General features: G+C 73.3%; 19 protein-coding genes. 11 read left to right on the forward strand and 8 right to left on the reverse strand.

The window, feature by feature from the left end; genetic code table 11:
• The 5 genes from serS to ER308_RS09240 all read right to left on the reverse strand — a co-directional run bounded on the left by serS (position 1) and on the right by ER308_RS09240 (position 5113).
• Positions 1–1257, reverse strand: a complete 1257-nt coding sequence (serS, locus tag ER308_RS09215; protein ID WP_131154705.1) for a serine--tRNA ligase — start codon at positions 1255–1257, stop codon at positions 1–3.
• Between the two features lie 70 nt (positions 1258–1327).
• Positions 1328–2782 (reverse strand): YibE/F family protein, encoded by a 1455-nt coding sequence (locus ER308_RS09220; protein ID WP_131154706.1) that lies wholly within the window; start codon positions 2780–2782, stop codon positions 1328–1330.
• Positions 2782–3807: a prephenate dehydratase gene (pheA, locus tag ER308_RS09225; protein ID WP_131154707.1), complete on the reverse strand. Its 1026-nt coding sequence runs from the start codon at positions 3805–3807 to the stop codon at positions 2782–2784. Before pheA ends, ER308_RS09220 begins: the two co-directional genes overlap by 1 nt.
• Entirely contained in the window at positions 3804–4310 is a 507-nt protein-coding gene (locus ER308_RS09230) for a DUF4446 family protein (RefSeq protein ID WP_131154708.1), read from the reverse strand. The genes pheA and ER308_RS09230 overlap by 4 nt, the downstream gene beginning before the upstream one ends.
• Before the next feature lie 266 nt (positions 4311–4576).
• Complete coding sequence (locus ER308_RS09240; protein ID WP_165491941.1) at positions 4577–5113, reverse strand: helix-turn-helix domain-containing protein; 537 nt, start codon at positions 5111–5113, stop codon at positions 4577–4579.
• 255 nt (positions 5114–5368) lie between these two features.
• Here ER308_RS09240 and ER308_RS09245 point away from each other — a divergent pair, with 255 nt between their 5' ends.
• The 8 genes from ER308_RS09245 (at position 5369) to ER308_RS09280 (ending at position 13377) form a co-directional block, all read left to right on the forward strand.
• On the forward strand, positions 5369–6040 hold the full coding sequence (locus ER308_RS09245; RefSeq protein ID WP_165491942.1) for a flagellar brake protein: 672 nt from the start codon (positions 5369–5371) through the stop codon (positions 6038–6040).
• A gap of 97 nt (positions 6041–6137) precedes the next feature.
• Positions 6138–7496, forward strand: a complete 1359-nt coding sequence (locus tag ER308_RS09250) for an acyltransferase family protein (RefSeq protein ID WP_131154712.1) — start codon at positions 6138–6140, stop codon at positions 7494–7496.
• Between the two features lie 37 nt (positions 7497–7533).
• Positions 7534–8208 carry a DUF4191 domain-containing protein gene (locus ER308_RS09255; protein ID WP_131154713.1) on the forward strand — a complete coding sequence of 225 codons (675 nt, stop codon included), beginning with the start codon at positions 7534–7536 and terminating at the stop codon, positions 8206–8208.
• Between the two features lie 398 nt (positions 8209–8606).
• Positions 8607–9059 carry a redox-sensitive transcriptional activator SoxR gene (gene soxR / locus ER308_RS09260; protein WP_131154714.1) on the forward strand — a complete coding sequence of 151 codons (453 nt, stop codon included), beginning with the start codon at positions 8607–8609 and terminating at the stop codon, positions 9057–9059.
• Between the two features lie 183 nt (positions 9060–9242).
• The gene (locus tag ER308_RS09265) at positions 9243–9884 is read left to right on the forward strand and encodes a C40 family peptidase (protein ID WP_131154715.1); all 642 of its coding nucleotides are present in this window, start codon (positions 9243–9245) and stop codon (positions 9882–9884) included.
• 52 nt (positions 9885–9936) lie between these two features.
• Positions 9937–11808, forward strand: a complete 1872-nt coding sequence (locus ER308_RS09270) for an N-6 DNA methylase (protein ID WP_131154716.1) — start codon at positions 9937–9939, stop codon at positions 11806–11808.
• A 76-nt stretch (positions 11809–11884) separates the two neighbouring features.
• Positions 11885–12313, forward strand: a complete 429-nt coding sequence (locus tag ER308_RS09275; RefSeq protein ID WP_131154717.1) for a hypothetical protein — start codon at positions 11885–11887, stop codon at positions 12311–12313.
• Positions 12314–12465: 152 nt separating this feature from the next.
• Entirely contained in the window at positions 12466–13377 is a 912-nt protein-coding gene (locus tag ER308_RS09280) for a 1,4-dihydroxy-2-naphthoyl-CoA synthase (RefSeq protein ID WP_131154718.1), read from the forward strand.
• Positions 13378–13393: 16 nt separating this feature from the next.
• On the opposite strand, the gene hepT is transcribed toward ER308_RS09280, so the two are convergent.
• From hepT to ER308_RS09295, 3 genes are all read right to left on the reverse strand, one after another.
• Positions 13394–13825 (reverse strand): type VII toxin-antitoxin system HepT family RNase toxin, encoded by a 432-nt coding sequence (hepT, locus tag ER308_RS09285; protein WP_131154719.1) that lies wholly within the window; start codon positions 13823–13825, stop codon positions 13394–13396.
• Positions 13812–14249, reverse strand: a complete 438-nt coding sequence (gene mntA / locus ER308_RS09290; RefSeq protein ID WP_131154720.1) for a type VII toxin-antitoxin system MntA family adenylyltransferase antitoxin — start codon at positions 14247–14249, stop codon at positions 13812–13814. The genes hepT and mntA overlap by 14 nt, the downstream gene beginning before the upstream one ends.
• 225 nt (positions 14250–14474) lie before the next feature.
• A complete protein-coding gene (locus tag ER308_RS09295) occupies positions 14475–15755 on the reverse strand; it encodes a S8 family peptidase (protein WP_165491943.1) in 1281 nt (426 codons plus the stop codon).
• A 141-nt stretch (positions 15756–15896) separates the two neighbouring features.
• On the opposite strand from ER308_RS09295, the gene ER308_RS09300 reads away from it, so the two are divergent.
• The 3 genes from ER308_RS09300 (at position 15897) to ER308_RS09310 (ending at position 19291) form a co-directional block, all read left to right on the forward strand.
• Positions 15897–18554 (forward strand): CHAT domain-containing protein, encoded by a 2658-nt coding sequence (locus tag ER308_RS09300; RefSeq protein ID WP_165491944.1) that lies wholly within the window; start codon positions 15897–15899, stop codon positions 18552–18554.
• Positions 18555–18660: 106 nt separating this feature from the next.
• Positions 18661–18870: a hypothetical protein gene (locus ER308_RS09305; RefSeq protein WP_131154723.1), complete on the forward strand. Its 210-nt coding sequence runs from the start codon at positions 18661–18663 to the stop codon at positions 18868–18870.
• Between the two features lies 1 nt (position 18871).
• Positions 18872–19291, forward strand: a complete 420-nt coding sequence (locus tag ER308_RS09310; RefSeq protein ID WP_131154724.1) for a hypothetical protein — start codon at positions 18872–18874, stop codon at positions 19289–19291.
• Positions 19292–19295: the final 4 nt, after the last annotated feature.

A 19295-nucleotide genomic window follows, 5' to 3' on the forward strand; every position in this document is an offset into this window, starting at 1 on the left:
CTATCCGATGACCTCGGCACCGAGGTAGGCGTGCAGCGCCTCGGGGACCGTGATCCGTCCGTCGGGCCGCTGGTGGGTCTCGAGCAGGGCGATGATCGTGCGTCCGACGGCGATCGCCGTGCCGTTGAGGGTGTGGCACAGGCGATTCTCGCCGTCGGCGTCGCGATAGCGCGCCCGCAGTCGGCGGGCCTGATAGTCGGTGCAGTTCGAGGCGCTGGTCAGTTCGCGGTACCGGCCCTGCCCCGGCAGCCAGACCTCGCAGTCGAACTTGCGCGCCGCCGAGGCGCCCAGATCGCCGGTCGGGATGTCGACGACGCGCCCGTGCAGCCCGAGACCGCTGAGCAGATCGACCTGCAGGTCGCGCAGCCGCTCGTGCTCGGCGGCCGAGTCCTCCGGCCGACAGAAGCTGAACATCTCGACCTTGTCGAACTGGTGGACTCGGAACATGCCGCGGGTGTCCTTGCCGTACGTGCCGGCCTCGCGGCGGAAGCACGTCGAGAAGCCCGAGTAGCGCACGGGCAGGTCGCCGTCGTCGAGGATCTCGTCCATGTGCAGCCCCGCGAGCGGCACCTCGCTCGTGCCCACCAGGTAGAGCTCGTCCTTCTCGATCTCGTAGATCTGCTCGGCGCCCTCGGGCAGGAAGGCGGTGCCGTACAGGGCCTCCTCGCGGGTCAGTACCGGAGGGATCACCGGCACGAAGCCCTCGGGCATGAGGCGATCCATGGCGTAGCGCACGAGCGCGAACTCGAGCAGCACCGCGTCGCGCATCAGGTACGAGAAGCGGGCGCCGCTCACCTTCGCGGCGCGCGGCAGGTCGATGAGCCCCAGTGCCTCGCCGAGCTCGACGTGATCGCGTGGTTGGTCGATGTCCGGCATCGTGCCGAACCGCGCGAGCTCGACCGCGTCCTCCTCGTCCTCCCCGTCCGGCGCCTCGTCCTCGGGGAGGTTGGGCACGCGGGCGAGCAACGCCTCGAGTCGCTGCTCGGTTTCGGTCTGCTGCGGTTCGAGCTCGTCGAGCCGCGCGGACACGCGCTTGACCTCGTCGATGAGGTGCTGCTTGTCGTCGCCGCTGGCCGCGCCGATCTCGCGGGACTTCTGCTTCTGCTCGGCACGAAGCTGGTCGCCCTCGGCGATGAGCGCGCGCCGCTGGACGTCGAGCGCGAGCACCTCGTCGACCTGCTCGCGCGTGACGCCCCGGCGCGCCAACGCGGCCGCGACGCGGTCGGGATCATCGCGCAACGCCCGGATGTCGATCATGGACCTGAGGCTAGCAGGAGGCATCGCGGCACCGACCTGAACGAGGTCGACGCGGCCCCCGATGCGACGGCTACGTCCCGGCGGGGCCGCGGCCGGGATCCTGCGGCCCTTCGGTCCCGTCGCCGGCGGTGTCGTCGATCTGGTACGCGTCGCGCAGGCGCTGCACCCAGAGGTCCTCCTCGCCGGTCTCGTCGACCGGGTTCACGAGGTCCTCGGTCAGCGACCCGGCCGCCGGCCCGACCCGCGCCGCGCCGTCCGGCGGTGGGGGGGTGGACCGCGGTGCCGGGGTCGCACCGCCAGCCTGCGAGGTCTCCTCGGGAGCCGCGAGCACGGCCCCCTCGGCGTCATGCTCGGACCCCTCGTCCGCGAGGTCGTCGGCTTCCTCACGCGCCACGGCGGCCGCCAGCGCGGTCGTGAACGGTACGGCGGCGATCAACCCGATCGAGCCGACCAGTGTCCGCACGACCTCGACCGCGACGATCTCGCTGGTGAGCACCTGGCTCGCCGGGTCGGTCGCGGTCGAGAAGAGGATCAGCAGCGGCAACGCCGCGCCCGCGTACGCGAGGAACAGCGTGTTGACCGTCGCCGCGACGTGGTCGCGGCCGACCGCGAGCGCGGAGCGGAACAGCTCGCCGTAGCCCAGGGTCGGGTCGGCGCGTCGCAGCGCGAAGACCGTCGCCGATTGCGACATCGTGACGTCGTCGAGTACTCCGAGCCCACCGATGATGATCCCGGCGAGCAGCAACCCCTGCAGGGACAGCCCACCCACCTGGTAGTTCGCGAGTCGGGCGTCCTCGTCGGTGAACCCGGTGAGCTGCGCAGCCTCGATGAAGCCCGCGGCGAGACCCACGGTCAGCAACAACGCGCCAGCGGTGCCGACGATCGCGGCGCTGGTCTTCGCGCTCACCCCGTGGGACAGATAGAGGGTGATGATCATCACCGCGAGACCGCCGAAGAGCGCGACCCACACGGGGTCGGAGCCGTCGAGGATCGCCGGCACGATGAAGCCGATGATGACCAGGAACGAGAGCCCGAGGCCGACCAGCGCCCGCACGCCCTGGAAGCGGCCGAGCGCGATGACCGCCAGGGCGAACAAGCCGGCGAGCAGCGCCATCTGCGGGCCACGCCGGAAGTCGGCCACGTAGTAGGACGTCTCCCCGTCGGCGGTCCCGACCTCGGCGAGGCGTACCCGCTGCCCCTCGGCGAACGTGTCGCCGGTGTCGTCGCCCATCTCGAACGTGACGACCTCGCCGCCCTCGGTCTCGGCGGTGATGTCGACGATCGCCGCACCCGGCAGGAGGGTCGGGTCGTCGAACTCGTCGGCTCGCTCGGTGACCTCGAGGATCCGGGCGTCCAGGAGCTCCGCCTCGTCCTCGGGCGCGGCCTCCTCCTGGATGCCGGCGTCCTCGGCACCGACTCCCTCGAGCTCCCGGTCCCCATCGGGCCACAGCGCCACCATGCCCGCGGCCGCGACGGCCGCCACCACGGCGACCGCGACGAGGAGCCCACGGTGCGACGCGCGCATCAGCCGTCCCGGCGCTCCCCGGCGCCACCGGCGAACCCGCCGTCGATGGATCCGCCCCGTGCCTCTCCGACCTGACTGAGCAGGCCCTCGTACCACTGTCGCGCGTCCTCGTAGGCCGTCTCGGTATCGGTGACGGGGGGCGTCTCGCGCACGGCATCGGCACGGGGGTAGCTGCCGAGCACGCGCAGGTTGGCGACGTGCCGGTGGACACTGCGCAGCGCCTCACCGACCCGCGCGTCGCTCACGTGGCCCGCGCAGTCGATGAAGATGCAGTACTCGCCGAGTTGCTGCTTGGTCGGCCGCGACTCGATCTTGGTGAGGTTGATCCCGCGGAGCGCGAACTCCTCGAGGATCCGCAGGAGGAGGCCGGGGCGGTCCTCCCCGAAGAACACGACCAGGGACGTCTTGTCCGCGCCGGTGGCCGGGTGCATGGACCGGGAGAGCAGGACGAACCTCGTGGTGTTGCCGGGATAGTCGTGCACGTCCCGGGCGAGCACCCCGAGCCCGTAGAGCTCCGCCGCGAGCTGCGTGCCCAGGGCGGCGACCGCTCCGTCGCTCTCGGCGGCTTCGCGCGCGGCCTCCGCGGTGCTGGTGGAGGCATCGTGCTGGGCTGCGGGCAGGTGCGTCTCCAGCCATTCCCGGCATTGCGCCAGCGCGTGCGGCTGGCTGCGCACGGCCTTGATGTCCGACAGCTGGCTGCCGGGGCGAGTGAGCAGGTTCATCGTGACCGGCAGCGTGACCTCGCCGCGGATCATCGCACCCGGTTCCCCGAAGGCGAGCTCGTCGAGCGTGAGGTTCACCGACCCCTCGATCGAGTTCTCGAGGGGGACCACGCCGAGGTCGGCGGTCTCCGCGCGAACGGCGTCGAGAATCTCCCCGATCGACGAGAGCGCGTCGCGCGCCGCGTCGGGGGCGGCCAGGCGCGCGGCCTCGCTGGCGAACGTGCCCTCGGGGCCGAGGAACGCGACTCGGGGCCCCGCCGGGCGCTCCTCCCGCGGACGCGACGGCTCGCGGGTGCTGGTCATCGCGCGTCTCCTTGGCTCGAGGACGACACGGGGGCGACCGGACCGGTCTCGAGCGCGACACGCAGCACCTGGCGCTCCTCGTCGCTCAGGTGGAACTGGCTCTCGCCGGCCCGGATCGGTTTCGCGTACGACCGGGAGTCGTTGCGGCCGTGGATCGCGGTGAACACGACGCCGTCACCGCGCTCGTCGATCATCGCGCTCGAGAACGACAGTTGGCCACCGACCTCGTCGAACGCGTCGTAGCGCACCGTGGCGACGCGGCTCACGCAGCCCGAGAGCAGCCGGCGCAACCCGTCGACGCGGTCCTCGATGCCCACGACCTCGCCCCGCAACGCCGTGACCTCGTCGATGTGGCGCCGCAGGAGGGTGAGCACGTCCTCGCTGCGCCCCTGGCTGAACACCGCGTAGGCGCGTTGCACACGCCGCGCGCGCATCAGCGAGACGACCGCGATGGCCAGCGCGGCCAGCGCGCACAGCGCCGCACCGCCCGCGAGCGCTGCCATCACGGTCTCGTTGAACTCCACGGTCGCTGCCCCTGACGTCGTCCCGCCGCGTCGCGCACCCCGAGTCTACGCACGCACTGCGGCTCTCACGGCCGAGGCCTCGCCGGCCCATTCAGGCGGGTCGGACGGGCCAGGCGGGTCGGACGGGCCAGGCGGGTCGGACGGGCCAGGCGGGTCGGACGGGTCAGGCGGGCCGGACGCGGCAGGGTGCGACTCACCGTCGCGGGCGCCGAGCAGGCCGGTGCCACCCCAGGGGGCACCGCGCATCACTGAACGCTGTCCGCCCTGCCGGCTCGATCGCGGAAGGTGGGCTGGCTCGCCGTGCCGAGCACGTACCCGTGGCTTCGCACCGTCCGGATCCGCAGCCCGAGCGGGGCGAGGCGCCGGCGCAGACGCATGATCTGGACGTCAAGGTTGTTCCGTGCATCCGAGGCCCCGGGCCAGGCGCGCGCGACCAGATCGTCGCGTTCGACCAGCTCCCCGAACCGCTCGATCAGTGCCCGGGCGATCGCCGTGTCGACCGGGCCGAGACTGACCCAGTCCCCGCGGTACCGCAGGATTCCCGCGCTGTCGAGCTCCGGACGCAACGAGACCTCCCCGCGCACCGCTCGGGAGGTCAGCGTCGCGGTACGGGCCAGGATGTCCCGCTCCATGGCCGGGATCCGAACCCAGTCCTCGAGGCAGTCGGTCACCTCGGGGGGGATGGCGTCGTCCTCGACGAGCAGCAGTCGTGGGGTGCCCTCGGCCCGCAACTTGTCGAGATGCTCGGCCTCGGCCGGCCAGTGCACTAGTTCCACAGCCATGATGGCGCTCCTTACGGCCGTCATCGCGTCCCCCGCTCGCCGTGGACCGGCGGCTTCGGCCCCGGCTTGACAGCCCTACGCCAAGTATGCGTGAGTCCGTCAAGAACCTCACGCCGCCGAAGTGTCCGATCGGCCCTCGACCCTTGCTACACCTGGGCCGACACTCGCCGACGCAACGAGGGGCGAGATGGTGATCACCCATCGTGACCGCCCGCGTGCGTTCCCCGCATGCCCGAAGAACCTGGCGGGACGACGATGACGGCAAACCAGATCTACCCGGAGATCAACGAACGCGTCGAGCTCGCGCGCGACGAGTGGGACGGCCCCGCTCGCTCGCGGGTGGAGGACACGGCTCGGCTGGCCGACGGCACCATGGCGCTCGTGGTGTCCGCGCCGCGACGAGCGGGCAGCGGCGCCGCCCGAGCCGGCCCCGGCGACGTCGTCGAGATCACGTGGGCGAACGAACGCGGGCTCTGCTGTGCCGACGCGGAACTCATCGCGGCGGAGGAGGAACCGGTGCCCACCTGGGCACTCGCCCTGCCCCGCGGCCCCGAGATCGTGCAGCGCCGCGACGCGGTGCGGGTGCCCGTCACCGTGTGGGCCAGGCTGCTCCCCGCCGACCGGGCCGAGGGCGACCCCCTCCCCGCGCAGCTGGCCGACCTGAGCGAGACCGGCGCCCGGATCCGCCGTCCCGACGGCGCCACGTTGGTGTGCGGGGATCACGTGACGCTCGTGGTCTCGACCGAGGAGGGGGAGATCGAGCTGTCGGCGGAGGTCGTGCGGGAGGACCGCGAGACCGGCGACGCCCCACTCCGCGGCTACGGCCTGGCCTTCCGAGGGATCCCGCGGCCGGCCGAGGACAGGTTGCGGCGACACTTGATCTCGCTGCAGCTCGCCCAGCGCGGGGCCACGCCGGCATCCACGTGAACCGGGCCGAGCGCACCCACTCGCCCGGCCGCGGCCGACCACCCGCGGCGCACGTGCTGCTTGACCGCCCGGCCGCCCCTCACGACGCTGCCGCTCCGTGACCGAGCCCTCGTACCCCGACGAGGCGGGGACGACGCAGGATCCAGCGGAGCGCCTGACGGCCGCACGGATCGCCGAGCTGACCCCGCTCGACCGCAACCGCTACGCCGACTTCCTCCGTGTGCTCGCGATCTGCATCGTCGTGCTGGGCCACTGGCTCGTCGCGGTGGTGCTCATCGACGACGGGTGGGAGGCGGGCTCGCTGCTCGCCATGGAGCCCTGGACGCAGTGGCTGACCTGGATCTTCCAGGTGATGCCGCTGTTCTTCTTCGTGGGCGGCTACGCGAACGCGGCGGCGTGGCGGTCCGCCCGCCAGCGGGGCCAGCCCTGGGCGCAGTGGATCCGGGTGCGGGCCCGGCGGCTCCTACGGCCGGTCCTTCCGCTCCTCGTCCTCTGGGTACCCCTGGCAGCGATCCTGGGGACCCTCGGCGTTCCCGGCGACCTGCTGCAACTCGGGACGCAGGTGGCGTTCATCCCCGCGTGGTTCCTCGCGGCCTACCTGCTGGTCTGCGCGATCGTCCCCACGACGTGGGCGCTGCACGAACGGCTCGGAGCATGGGCGGTGGTCGCCTTCGCGGTCGCGGCGGCCCTCGTCGACATCGTCCATCTCTTCGGCGTGCCCCTGCTCGGCTGGGCCAACTTCGTGTTCGTCTGGGCCGGGATCCACCAGCTGGGGTACCTCTGGTACGCCGAGCGCCTGCCCACGCGCGTGCCGGCAGCGCTCACCCTGCTCGGTGCCGGGCTCGCGGCTCTCGTAGCGCTCACGCAACTGGCGGACTACCCGCTCTCGCTGGTCGGCACCGGCATCGAGGACGAGCGCTCGAACAACTCCCCACCCACCGTGGCGCTCACGGCGCTCGGGGTGGCGCAGGTGGGCCTCGTCCTCGCGCTGCGCCGCCCCGCCGAACGATGGCTGCAACGCCCGGCGGTGTGGGCGCGCGTCGTCATCGGGGGGTCGTTGGCGATGACGGTCTACCTCTGGCACATGACCGCACTCGTCCTCGTCATCGCCCTCACCTACCCGACCGGCCTGTGGCCGGCGGGTTCGGAGATCGACGCCACCTGGTGGGCGATGCGCCCTCTCTGGTGGGCCCTGCTCGCCGCGGCGCTGGCCGGCCTCGTGGCGGTCTTCGCACGCTTTGAGCGCTCCGGCAAGCCGATTCCGCGGCGGGGACGGGTGCGCACCGCCGTCGGGCTGGCGGCCTCGACCGCCGGTATCGGCCTCCTCGTCGCGGGAGGCCTCTACGATCCGGCCCGGACCCTCGGGGTCCCACTGTCCGCGCTGGGACTCCTCGCGCTCGGGCTCGGGGCCCTCGGGGTGCTGCGTCCACGCCCTTCGCGGGAGGGGGGCGAGTAACCGCCACGGACCAACCCGCGATCGCTAGCATTCGGGCATGGCTGTCACCGACACGATCCGCGCGCGCATGCGCACGGTCCGCGCGGCGTTCGTCGCGACCAAGCACGCGGACCGCAAGCTCCTGCCCCTCTTGCTGGGCATCCCGCTCGCGACGCTCGCCGTGCTGGTGGCGGTCGACCTGCTCGTCGGCTGGTTCCCGCTCCTCACCGCGATCTCCGTCCCGCTGGCGCTGCTGCTCGCTGTGGTCATCTTCGGGCAGCGCGCCTCCAAGGCGCAGTTCGCCGCGATGCGCGGGCGACCCGGCGCGGCCGCGAGCGTCCTCGAGTCGATGCGCGGCCAGTGGCTCGTCACGGCCGGAGTGGCGTTCAGCCGGAAGCAGGACCTCGTGCATCGCGTGGTCGGCCGGTGTGGAGTCGTCCTGGTGGGAGAAGGCGCGCCGGCGCGCACCAGGACCCTGCTCAAGCAGGAGGAGCGCAAGGCCAAGCGGGTGGTGGGCGACACGCCCATCCACACCGTGCTCGTCGGGGAGGGCGACGGCCGGGTGCCGATCGAAAAGCTCCGTCAGCACCTCATGAAGAAGAAGCGCGCGCTCAAGAAGCGCGAGGTCGCGGCGGTGAACAAGCGGCTGACGTCGCTGCCGTCGAGCGACATCCCGATCCCGAAGGGGCCCCTGCCCGGCGGCATGAAGATGCCCCGCGCCCGCAACCGCTAGCCGCCGCTTCCACCGAGCGCGTCGGTGCCGCGGGAGGGTGCGTACTCGATGCGGATCCTGCCAGGCGCCAGCCCAGCCCAACGAGCCACCTCCCGACGGTGCGCCGCACCGCCGGGAGGCGCGCCCGAACGTGACGTGGTGAGGCGGCTCTGGCTGCCGCTCCGGCCTGGCTGACCTCCCGGAACGTGCGCGCCTCCAGCAAGAGCCGACGATGCTCGGCGTGGGCGAACGCCTCGACCCCCATCTGCGGCCAATGCACGGTGACCTCCTCGTCCAACCGGTTCCGTCTCCGTGGAGACGCCAGTTGTCGTCTCGCGTCGCGAGACCGTAGGACCTAAACTTTGCTTTAGGTCAAGTTCGAGGTCGCCGAGGGACGCACGCGAGGGGCTAAACGCGCGATGGCCGAAGGGACGCTGTCGATCGGAACCGTGGCCGAGCGAGCCGGCATCACCGTGTCGGCCGTACGGTTCTACGAGTCGCGCGGGCTGATCTCGGCGAGCCGAACGTCGGGCGGGCAGCGCCGCTTCGAGCGCATCGTGTTGCGGCGCATCGCGTTCATCCAAGCGGCGCAGCAGGTGGGCCTCACCCTCGAGGAGATCGGTCGAGCGCTCGCGACACTGCCCGACGACCGCGGACCGACACAGGAGGACTGGGCACGGCTCTCGGCTGACTGGCGCGCACTCCTCGACGAGCGGATCCGGCTGCTCCAGGGCCTGCGCGACGAACTCGACGGCTGCATCGGTTGCGGGTGCCTCTCCCTCGCCCGGTGCGGGCTGCGCAACCCCGGCGACGCGGCGAGCCGCCTCGGCCCTGGCCCGCGCTACCTCTACGGCGACCGCCCCGTGTCCTAAGAACCCCGCGCTCGTCCGTCCCCTCCGTCGACACAGGCGACCTCCGCCACGGACGACTCGCGGACAGCACGGAATCCTGCGCGACTCCTTCATCCGGATCCGGCGCTGCCGACGGGGCGGGCCTGACCGGGGCCGCCTCCGACCGACCGGGGCGGGCCGACGTGAGACCAAGCAGGAGACTCCATGCCCACGGTGCAGGCCCTTTCGCCGCAGGCGCCATCCCCGGCTGCCGACGTCCAGCGCGCCGACGGTGACGGCCGTGACGGGTTCGCCGACGCCCTGACGCAGGCCGCCGCCAGGACCGGCACCAGCGACCTCCCGATCCAGAACAGCGTCGCCGGGGCGACCCTGGGGCAGATGCTGGGCCTGCCGCCGGTCCCACCCGCTGAGGTCGCCGCAGGCGCGCCGCAGATCGACGCCGCTCATGCGTTGACCGGTACCAGCGGCGCCGGGGCCCGCGGCGGGGGCGGACACCCCGTCATCGCGGCCGCCGAGCAGTACCTCGGGGTGCCGTACAAGTGGGGCGGCACGAACCCGAACGTCGGCTTGGACTGCAGTGGCTTCACGCAACAGGCCTTCGCCGACATCGGTGTCGACCTGCCCCGTGTGTCGAAGGACCAGTCCCGGGCCGGCCAGGAGGTCCCCGACCTGTCGCAGGCTCAGCCCGGCGACCTCTTGTACTGGGAGGGCACGGGCGGCAGCGCGAACCACATCGGCATCTACACCGGCGACGGCGAGATGATGCACGCCCCGCGGACGGGCCAGGACGTCCAGTACGACTCGATCCGCAGCCAGCCGCCGACCACGATCCGCCGCGTCGCCTAACCCTCGAGCGCCTCGCCCGCGGGGCGCGGGCGTCCCGCTACGCTGCGCGGCAGTGTCAGCCACCTCCCCGCCGCAGGCGCCCCTCGACGCCGCTCTCGACGGGGTCGAGCACATCGCACGCACCTGCGACGCCCCCAGCGACCGCGTCGTCGGCGCGGTGCTCGGCGCGGTCGTCGAGCGCCAAGCGGGACAGGATTGCGCGGCCGCGCTCGGGTTCCCATCCGGTCCCGTCGGACTGCACGGGTCGACCCTGGAGCGCGTGGCCCGCGACATCGACGCCGGGCTGCTCGGCACGGCCCTCGACACCGACCCCGCCACGCTGATCGCCGGCCCGCTGGGCGAGCTGCACACCCTGCTGCTCGAGGGCCCCGACCGCGCCGCGCCGTCGACGAGCGCCCGGGACGGGGCTCGGCGTGCCGCCGGAGCCTGGTACACGCCCGCCGGGCTCGTCGACGCGGTCCTCGAGCGCACCCTGGAGCCGTTCCTGTCCACCCCCGGAACGAGCGTCGGCGGGTCGCCAGCCGGCGCGCCGGTGCGCGTGCTCGATCCCGCATGCGGGTCGGGGCGCTTCCTCCTCGCGGCCGCACGACGGCTCCGCGAGCACGGCGGGGCCGCCAGCCTGCACGGCATCGAGCGCGACCCGACCGCCGCGGCGCTCGCTCGCGCGGCCCTGTGGCTCGACCGCGAGGACCGTCCCGGTCCCGCCGACGTCGCCGACCTCGTCACCGTGGGGGATGCCCTGGGCGACGAGATCACCGCCGCCCCCGCCGACGCCGTCATCGGCAACCCGCCGCACGGTGGGGCGCTCGCTCCCGCCTCGCGCCGCTGGCTCGCCCGACGCTACCCACCCGCCCGGCGCGCCGGCAACACCGCAGCCGCGTTCCTCGTGCGCGCCCACGAACTCACGCGGTCCGGAGGGCGGGTCGGCTTCGTGCTGCCGAAGTCGCTGACCTACGCGCACACGTGGGCACCGTTGCGGGACTGGCTGGAGCCGTCGGTCGTCGACGTCCTGGACGTCACGCGGGCCTGGACCAACGTGCGGCTCGAACAGGTCGTGCTCGTGACCCGCCCGGACGGTCGACCGGGCGAGACCGTCTCACTGGGGCGCCTCGGGCGTCCGCGCCGCGCGGTGCCCGCTGCCATCGTGCGACGGATCGGCACCCTGCCCACCGGGGTCGACGCCGACGACGAACGGCTCCTCGCCCACCTCGCCCGGCGCGCCGACCTGCCGCTCGGCGAGCTCGTGCGCACCGTCCGCGGCGCCGGCTCCCAGGCGTGGGCCCTCGAGCCGGGCGCACCGTCTTCGACCGGCGACGCAACCGCTCCCCACGGACCGCACCCGCAAGGGGGGCGACACCTGCCACCACAGCCGGCCGCGGGCACGGAACCGCTCGTCGCCGGCCGCGACCTCGCCCCCTTGCGGCCGACAGCCCCCACCCGCCGGCTCGACCTCGCGGCGTGCCCGCCCGACCGGGTACGGCGCGCCGACCCCCCGCAGGCGGCGTTCCAGAACATCGTGGCGCACCGCACCCGCCCCTCGGACCACGCGTGCCTCATCGGCACCGTGCTGACCGAGCCGTGGCCATGCCTGGACACCGTCAACCTGCTGCTCCCCCGCACCGGGACCCTGCCGCCGTGGGGTCTCGCTGGCCTACTGCTCAGCCACCTCGCGAGCTGGTTCGTCCACGTCGCCGCGTACAACCGTGCCATCCGCACGATGCACTTCGACAACGTGGTGCTGGCCCGCATCCCCCTTCCCGACCCGGACCTGCCGGCGCGGCTCGATCCCATCGCTCGCGCCATCGCCGGCGACCCCGACGATCCCGGCGGCTGGGAAGCGCTGGAGGACGCGGTCGCCGCTGCCTGGCGCCTGCCGACCGCCGCACGCGAGCGCCTCGCGGCCACGCACGCGCCCCGCGCTTGACCGACAATGGCGAAACGTGCCCTTCCGTGCGGACCGGCTCACCCGTACGCTCGCTTCCGGAAGGGGGTGGTGCACCATGCGGCAATACCTGATCGTCGCGAACCTCACCCTGGGCCGCGCCGAGCTGTGGCGCGAGGTCCGTGAGCGCATGACCGCGGGTCCGTGCCGGTTCCACGTCCTGGCGCCGGCGGCGCACGAGCCCCGCAGCGGCGCGTACACCGAAGTGCAGAACGAGGGCGAGGCGGCCCAGCGGGTCGAGCACATGCTCGCTCGACTGCACGAGATGGGCGCCGAGGCCACGAGCGAGATCGGCGACATCCGCCCGTTCGACGCGGTCCTGGACACGATCGAGCGGGACGGTCCGATCTACGACGAGATCCTGCTGTCGACGTTGCCGGCCAGTGTCTCCAAGTGGCTGGGTCTCGACCTCGTCAGCAAGCTCCGCCGCAACCTGGACATCCCGATCACCCACGTCATCGGGGCCACGGAACCCGCCGAGACGTAACGGCGCGCCGGCAACCACGGGGGAACCGGCCGGCGGCGAACCCCGGATCGCGAGGCCCCGCCGATCGATGGCACGCTTGCGCCGGCCTGCGACAGCGTCGACCGCCCGACGCTCCGCGGCCGCCACCGAGCCAGCCGATCGGAAGGCCCGCCGTGCCCGACCCGAGCGTGTCCGAGCTCTTCGACGCCTCCGCCTGGGAGGAGGTCGACGGGTTCGATCTCGTCGACCTCACCTATCACCGCGCCCGGGACGTCGGCGCGGTCCGCGTCGCGTTCGCCCGCCCGGAGGTCCGCAACGCCTTCCGGCCCGGGACCGTCGACGAGCTGTACCGGGTCCTGGACCACGCCCGACAGTCACCCGACGTGGGCTGCGTGCTGCTGACCGGCAACGGTCCCTCGCCCCGCGACGGCGGCTGGGCGTTCTGCTCCGGCGGCGATCAGCGCATCCGCGGCGCCGACGGCTACCGCTACGCGGACGGCGAGACCGCCGAGGGCATCGACGCGGCGCGCACCGGCCGGCTGCACATCCTCGAGGTGCAGCGCCTGATCCGATTCATGCCGAAGACCGTCATCGCCGTCGTCCCCGGGTGGGCCGCCGGGGGAGGCCACAGCCTGCACGTGGTCTGCGACCTCACGCTCGCCTCGGCCGAGCACGCCCGCTTCAAGCAGACCGACCTCGACGTGGCCAGCGTGGACGGCGGCTTCGGGTCGGCCTACCTCGCCCGAATGATCGGCCAGAAGCGCGCACGGGAGGTGTTCCTGCTCGGGGACGAGTACTCGGCCGAGCAGGCGCACGCGATGGGGATGGTCAACGCGGTCGTGCCGCACGCCGACCTGGAGCGGGTCGCGCTCGAGTGGGCGCACAAGGTGTGCCGCAAGTCACCGACCGCGCAGCGCCTGTTCAAGTTCGCGATGAACGCGCTCGACGACGGGCTCGTGGGCCAGCAGCTGTTCGCCGGCGAGGCCACCCGACTGCTGTACGGCACGGACGAGGCCACCGAGGGTCGCGACGCCTTCCTCGAGCGACGGGACCCCGACTGGGCCGCGTTCCCGTACCACTACTGACCCCGCGGGCGCGACCTCACCCTCGCGGAGGGCCGTCCTCGAGCAGGACCAGGATCGCGGAGGCGAGCTCCCGCAGATCCTGCAACCCGCCCAGGTGCTCCCAGACCCGCTCCGGATCCACGGTGAGGTACGCATGAACGAGGACGTTGCGCAACCCGGCGGCCTCGGCCAGGCGCCCCGCGAGCACCCGGTCGATCACCCCCGCCTCGCCCAGGACCCTGAACGCGTCCGCGTAATCCTCCGGCGTCGCAGCAGAACGCTCCGCGGCCACGTGCAGCGCGACATCGATCGCGCACTGGATCGCCACCTGCAGGTGGCGTTCGCCCTGCGCCTGCACCGCCTCGTCCGCCACGTAGGTGTCGCGGCCGTGCTCGCGAAGCCGTTCGAGCTGCGCCAGGCGGCGGTCGAGCTCGCGCAGACGGCGGGTGACGACCTCAGGGTCGACCAAATCGACCCTCCTTCAGCCGTCGCCGCGTCCCCTCCTGCAGCACGGCCCGCAGCGGCGCCATGTCGAGGTAGCGGTCCACCGTTCGCACCCAGTGCCTCACGCGCGCGCCTTCGTCGCGGCTGAACAACAGCCGTCCGTCGCGGAGCACTCGATAGGCCAGGGGAATCGGCGCGTCGTCGAGGACCACGACGTCGGCGCGCTCGCTTCCGGTGACCTCGCCGACGGCGGCGGTGAGCGCGGCGTACCGCGCCAGGGTCGGGGAGGCGCCGAGGAGCACCGCCACATCGACGTCCGAGACGGCTCCCCCCTCACCGCGCGCCCACGAGCCGAAGAGGTAGGCGACGAGCACGTCGGGTTCGCGCTGCAACCGAGCAGCCAGGGCGTCGGCGAGGTCACTCGTCGATGTCGACGCGGGCGTGGACATGACGGAAGGCTAGTACGCCCCGGTCCAAGGAGGCCGCCTCCGTCAACGTGCGCCGGCGACGGGCGGGCGGCGCGCGAAGTGCGAGCAGGACTCCCGAAGAACCGGCGCTACAACTGCCTGGACCCCGAGGGGCACTCGTGGAGCTTCGCACAACGCGTACGCGACCTGGATCCCGAGGAGTGGGGCGCCAGCACGGTTCGGTGACACACGCTCTGCGTCGAGTGGTCAGACGCGAGCCGGGATCACCACCGTGCCCAGACCCTTCAGACGCTGGGCCGACGGGTCGTGGAGGAGGTCCGCGACCGCCTCAGGACCGCTGCGGCCCTCGCTGATCAGCCCCGCGAGCACCGCGGCGACCTGGGGGGCCGCGAACGACGTGCCGTCCCACCGCGCCCCTCCCGTGAACTCGACGTCGCCTTTCGGGGGCTCCACGACCATCTCGCCCTTGCAGGGCTCCGGGGGGTGATCGGGATAGGGGGCCATGGGCCCGTCCCACTCCAGGAACGTGCTGTGCCGGTCCACGCCGGGCGCGCAGGCGTCCACCCACCAGCCGTGGTTCGAGAAGCAGGCCCGCCGACCGTCGTTGTCCAGCGCACCGACCCCCACCACGAGCGGGCTGGCCGCGGGGAAGAACGGGTGCGCCGCCCCCTCGTTGCCCGCCCCGGCGACGATCACCAGGCCCGGCGTCAAGTCGCGCAACGCCTCCACCGCGCCCTCGAACGCGAGCAGCCCCATCGCGTCGTGCGTGTACCCACCCACCGAGAGGGTCAGGACGTCGCACGCGAGCAGCTCGGGGGTGTCGAGCAGCATCGTGGCGAGCTCGAGGTCGGTCAGGTGCGCCGGGTTCGGCGCGGGCCCCGGATCCTCGGGCAGGCGCCGCGCGACCACCGTCGCCCGGGGTGCGTACTGCAGGATCGTGCCGGCGATGAACGTCCCGTGCCCGGCGGCCCAGTCGAGCCGGCCGTCGCCGTCCTGGTCGGGCACGTCGAGGTCCTCGGGGTACCGGAAGTCGACCCGACCCATGAACCACGGGTGCGCCCAGGCGCCCGTGTCGAGGGCGGCGATCCGCACCCCCTCGCCGGGCAGCCCGGGCTCGTCGGCGCGCAGCGGCAGCGGCGGTGCCGGGCGAGGTGGCGCGACGGGCACCATCGCGAGGTGCGCGTTCACCCCCAACACGTGGCTGGGCCCGACGCGGAGCCCGCCGGACAGGGCGTGCAGCTCGTCGACGATCGTCGGAACGTCCGCGCCTCGACCGGTCTTGATCTCCAGCAGCGCCACGCCGAGCCGCTCATGGCGCGCGATGTCGGTCACCGAGGTGCCGCGTCGCTCGTCCAGGTACCGTTCGACCCGCGGGAGGTCGTCGAGGGTGCTGACCAACCGGTCCGGCTCGTACAGGTAGTCGCCCGCGGTGCGGTCCACCGTCTCCGCCACGCCCGGGGGCAGTGGTGGCTCGTGTCCCCGGTGGCCGCGTCCGCGATGGTCGTGTGCGTTCCCGCCTCTTGCCATGATCTCTCCTCGCGCCCGATTGCCGGGGACCAGTATCAGCGTCGCCGCCGCGATCACCAACGACATCGGACGAACCACGGCGGCGTGGCACATTCCCGGCAGAGACCTCATCCCCGCAGACACCTCAGCCCACGGGAGCGCATGACCACCGGCGGCCAGCGCACTGCGATCCTCGCGGATCTCGCCGCGCAGGCGCTCGACTGCGCGCGCGAGGATCCCGAGCACGCCCGCGACCTCGCCGGACGGGTGCTCGCCGAGGCGCCACCCGACGACCCGGCCAGCGCCGCGTCGCGTTCGATCGCCCACCGGGCGCTGGGCCTCGCCGCCCGGGCCGATCACGACCTCGACCTGTCGTTGCGGCACTTCTCGCGCGCCGTCGAGACCGCCGAGGGGGCGGGTGAACGCGTGGTCGCCGCGCGCGCCCGCACGAGCCTCTTCGGAACCCTGGCCTTCCAGGGCCGCTTCGAGGCGGCCTTCCAGGAGGCCGCGCGCGCCGCGCAGGACGTCGAGGGGGTGGACCTGGCGCGTCTCGAGTTCCAGCGCGCCACCGTCCTGGTGGCCCAGGGTCTCGACCTCGGCGCGGCGCTGGCCGACTTCAACCGGGCGCTGCCGGTGCTGCGCGCCGCCGGCGAGACCGAGCTGGTGGCCGCCACCCTCTGGAACCGCGGCATGCTGCACAGCTACCGCGGTGACCTCGCCGTCGCCGAGGCCGATCTCCGGGAGGCCGAGTCCCTGCACCGCTCGTCGGGACAACCCCGCCTGGCGGCGACCATCCAGCAGAACCTCGGCCTCGTCAGCAGCCAGCGTGGTGACCTGCCCGCCGCGCTCGAATGGTTCGGGAAGGCCGCCGCGTTCTTCGACGAGCGCGGCGAGGTCGACCCCATCGGCCTCCGGGACCGATGCGAGGCGCTGCTACCCGCCCGCCTCCTCGCCGAGGCCCGAGCCTCCGCCGAGCAGGGACTCGCCCGGCTCACCCGCCACGGCTATCGCGGCTATGCCGCGGAGACGCGCCTGCTGCTCGCCCATGCCGCGATCCTCGACGACGATCCCGACACGGCACGGATCGAGGCCGACCGCGCAGCCCGGACCTTCGCCCAGCAGGGCCGGCCCCGCCACCGCGTCCTCGCGAGCTACATCGCCGCCCGCGCCGCGTGGCATCAGGGCGAGCACAGCCGCGGGGTGCTGGGCCGCATCCGGCGGGCCGCCGACCAACTCGAGGACGCCGGATGGATGGCGCCCGCCCAGGAGGCGCGGCTGACCGCGGGACGCCTCGCCCTGGAGCTGGGTCACCCGATCATCGCCGACCGGGAACTCGGCGTGGCCGGCGAACGGCGGCACCGCGGCCCCCTCGAGCCGCGGGTGCACGGCTGGCACGCGGAGGCGCTCCGCCGTCACGCGGCCGGCAACCGGACCGGGGCACGTCGCGCGATCGAGGCGGGCCTGCGCTTGGTGGACGCCCAGCGGGACCTCCTCGGTGCCACCGACCTGCGTACCCACACCACGGTCCACGGTGCCGAGTTGGCACAGTTCGGCCTCCACCTCGCTCTGGAACAGCAGCGCGCGGACCGGGTCCTCATGGCCGCGGAGCGCACGCGCGCCGCGAGCCTCGCGACCCCGCCGACCCGCCCACCCGACGACGAGCGACTGGCGTCAGCCCTGGGTCGGCTGCGTCAGACAGTGCGCGACCTCGACCGGGCCGCGCTCGCCGGCGAGGGCACCACCGACCTCATCCAGCAGCAGACCCGACTCGAACGCGAGGTCGCCGACCTCGCCCGCCAGGCCCGCGGCACCGGGACCGGGCCGTCGGGACACCTGTCGCTGGACGCGCTCCACCAGCGGCTCGGGGACCGCGCGCTGGTGGAGTTCGTGGGGGTCGGCGGGTCGCTGCATGCCGTGGTCGTGGTGGGTGAGCGCGCGACGCTCGTTCCGCTCGGCTCCGACGACCCGGTGAGCCGCAAGGTCGTCGCCGTGCGGTTCGCGGCGCGGCGACTGACGAACCCGCGCGGCTCCGAAGCCGGTCGCGCGGCGGCGCACACGGCGTTCGACCACGCGCGGCACGAGCTCGACCGCCTGCTGTTCGACCAGCTTCGCTCCCACGTCGGCGACCGTCCGCTGGTCGTCGTGCCGACGGGCTCCCTCCACGCCCTGCCGTGGGGCACGCTGCCGTCACTGGACGGTCGGCCGGTCACGGTCGCGCCCTCGTCGCAGCTGTGGCTCCGGGCGCACGAGTCGGCGGCGGCACCTGGCACCGACCCACCCGTGCTCGCGCAAGGGCCGGACGTGCCCGCCGCCGCCGACGAACTCGCCGCGATCGCCGATCACCACCCGAACGCGACCCTGCGGACCGGTGCCGACTCGACGGCCGAGACGGTGCTCGCCGACCTCGATGCGGCCTCGCTGGGGCACCTGGCGGCCCACGGCACGTTCCGCGCCGACAACCCCCAGTTCTCGTCACTGCGCCTCGCCGACGGCCCGCTCATGGTCTACGACCTCGAACGGATTCGGCAGCCACCCCCACACCTCGTGCTGTCGGCCTGTGACGCCGGACTGTCGGACGTCAGCGCCGGCGACGAGCTGCGCGGTCTGGCCGCGGCGCTGCTCGGCCTCGGCACGCGATCGGTCATCGCCTCGGTGATCCCCGTCGGGGACGTTGAGACCGCCGCGTTGATGGGCGACGTGCACGCAGAACTCGCGTCGGGGCGGGAGCCCGCGACCGCCCTCGCACGGGCCCAGTCGCGGACCGGGGCCGACGGATCGGCACCGCGCGCGTCGGGCTTCGTCTGCTTCGGCGCGGGCTAAAGCACCACCGCCTCCCGTCGCACGTCCGAACGCCATCCGTTGCCAACAGCCGCCGGCCGGCTCCGTCTTCCAGAGGAGAGACGGCGCATCGGGAGGTGGTAGCGAGATGGGACTGGAGTACGAGACGGCGCGGGTTCGGCGGCAGGAGCTGTTGCAGCTCGCCCAGCAGCGTCGCCTGGCCCGCGAGGCGCACCGGCACGGGCCCGAGCCCGGCGGCGCACGGCACACTGCGGTGTCTGCAGTCGGCAGGGCGCGTGCGGCGTGGCGGCGGCTGACAGGGGCTCGACGGGCCGCGTTCTCGACGAGGAGGGTCTGAGGTGGGAGAAGACGACACCGAGGTGAAGCAACCGGATGGACCGGGAGCCGTGGAGAACGTGGCCATCCTGGACCTCACCACGATGCGCTCGGCCGACGAGCTGCTCGCGGTCCACCGCATCGAGAACGTCGCGCTCGTCCTCGTCCCCGAGTCGCTCGCCGGCACGCTGGCACGCATCCCGACCAAGAACGTGGCCAGCGTCGTTCCGGTCCCCGACGGCGCGGATCTGAGGGTCCACACCGGCGCGGTCGTCATGGGCGGTGACGCCTTGGCCGATCCGTCGGCCGAGGGCGCGGTGCTGGTCGTGACCGGCACCCTCGCGGTGTCGAACCCCGTCGAGCACGTGGCGTTCGCCCGGGTGGTCGTCACCGGGATGGTGCTCGCCCCCACGGGAGCGAGGCGGCCCTCGCCAGCGGCCTGACACG

It is taken from the genome of Egibacter rhizosphaerae, from assembly GCF_004322855.1.
GTDB lineage: Bacteria > Actinomycetota > Nitriliruptoria > Euzebyales > Egibacteraceae > Egibacter > Egibacter rhizosphaerae.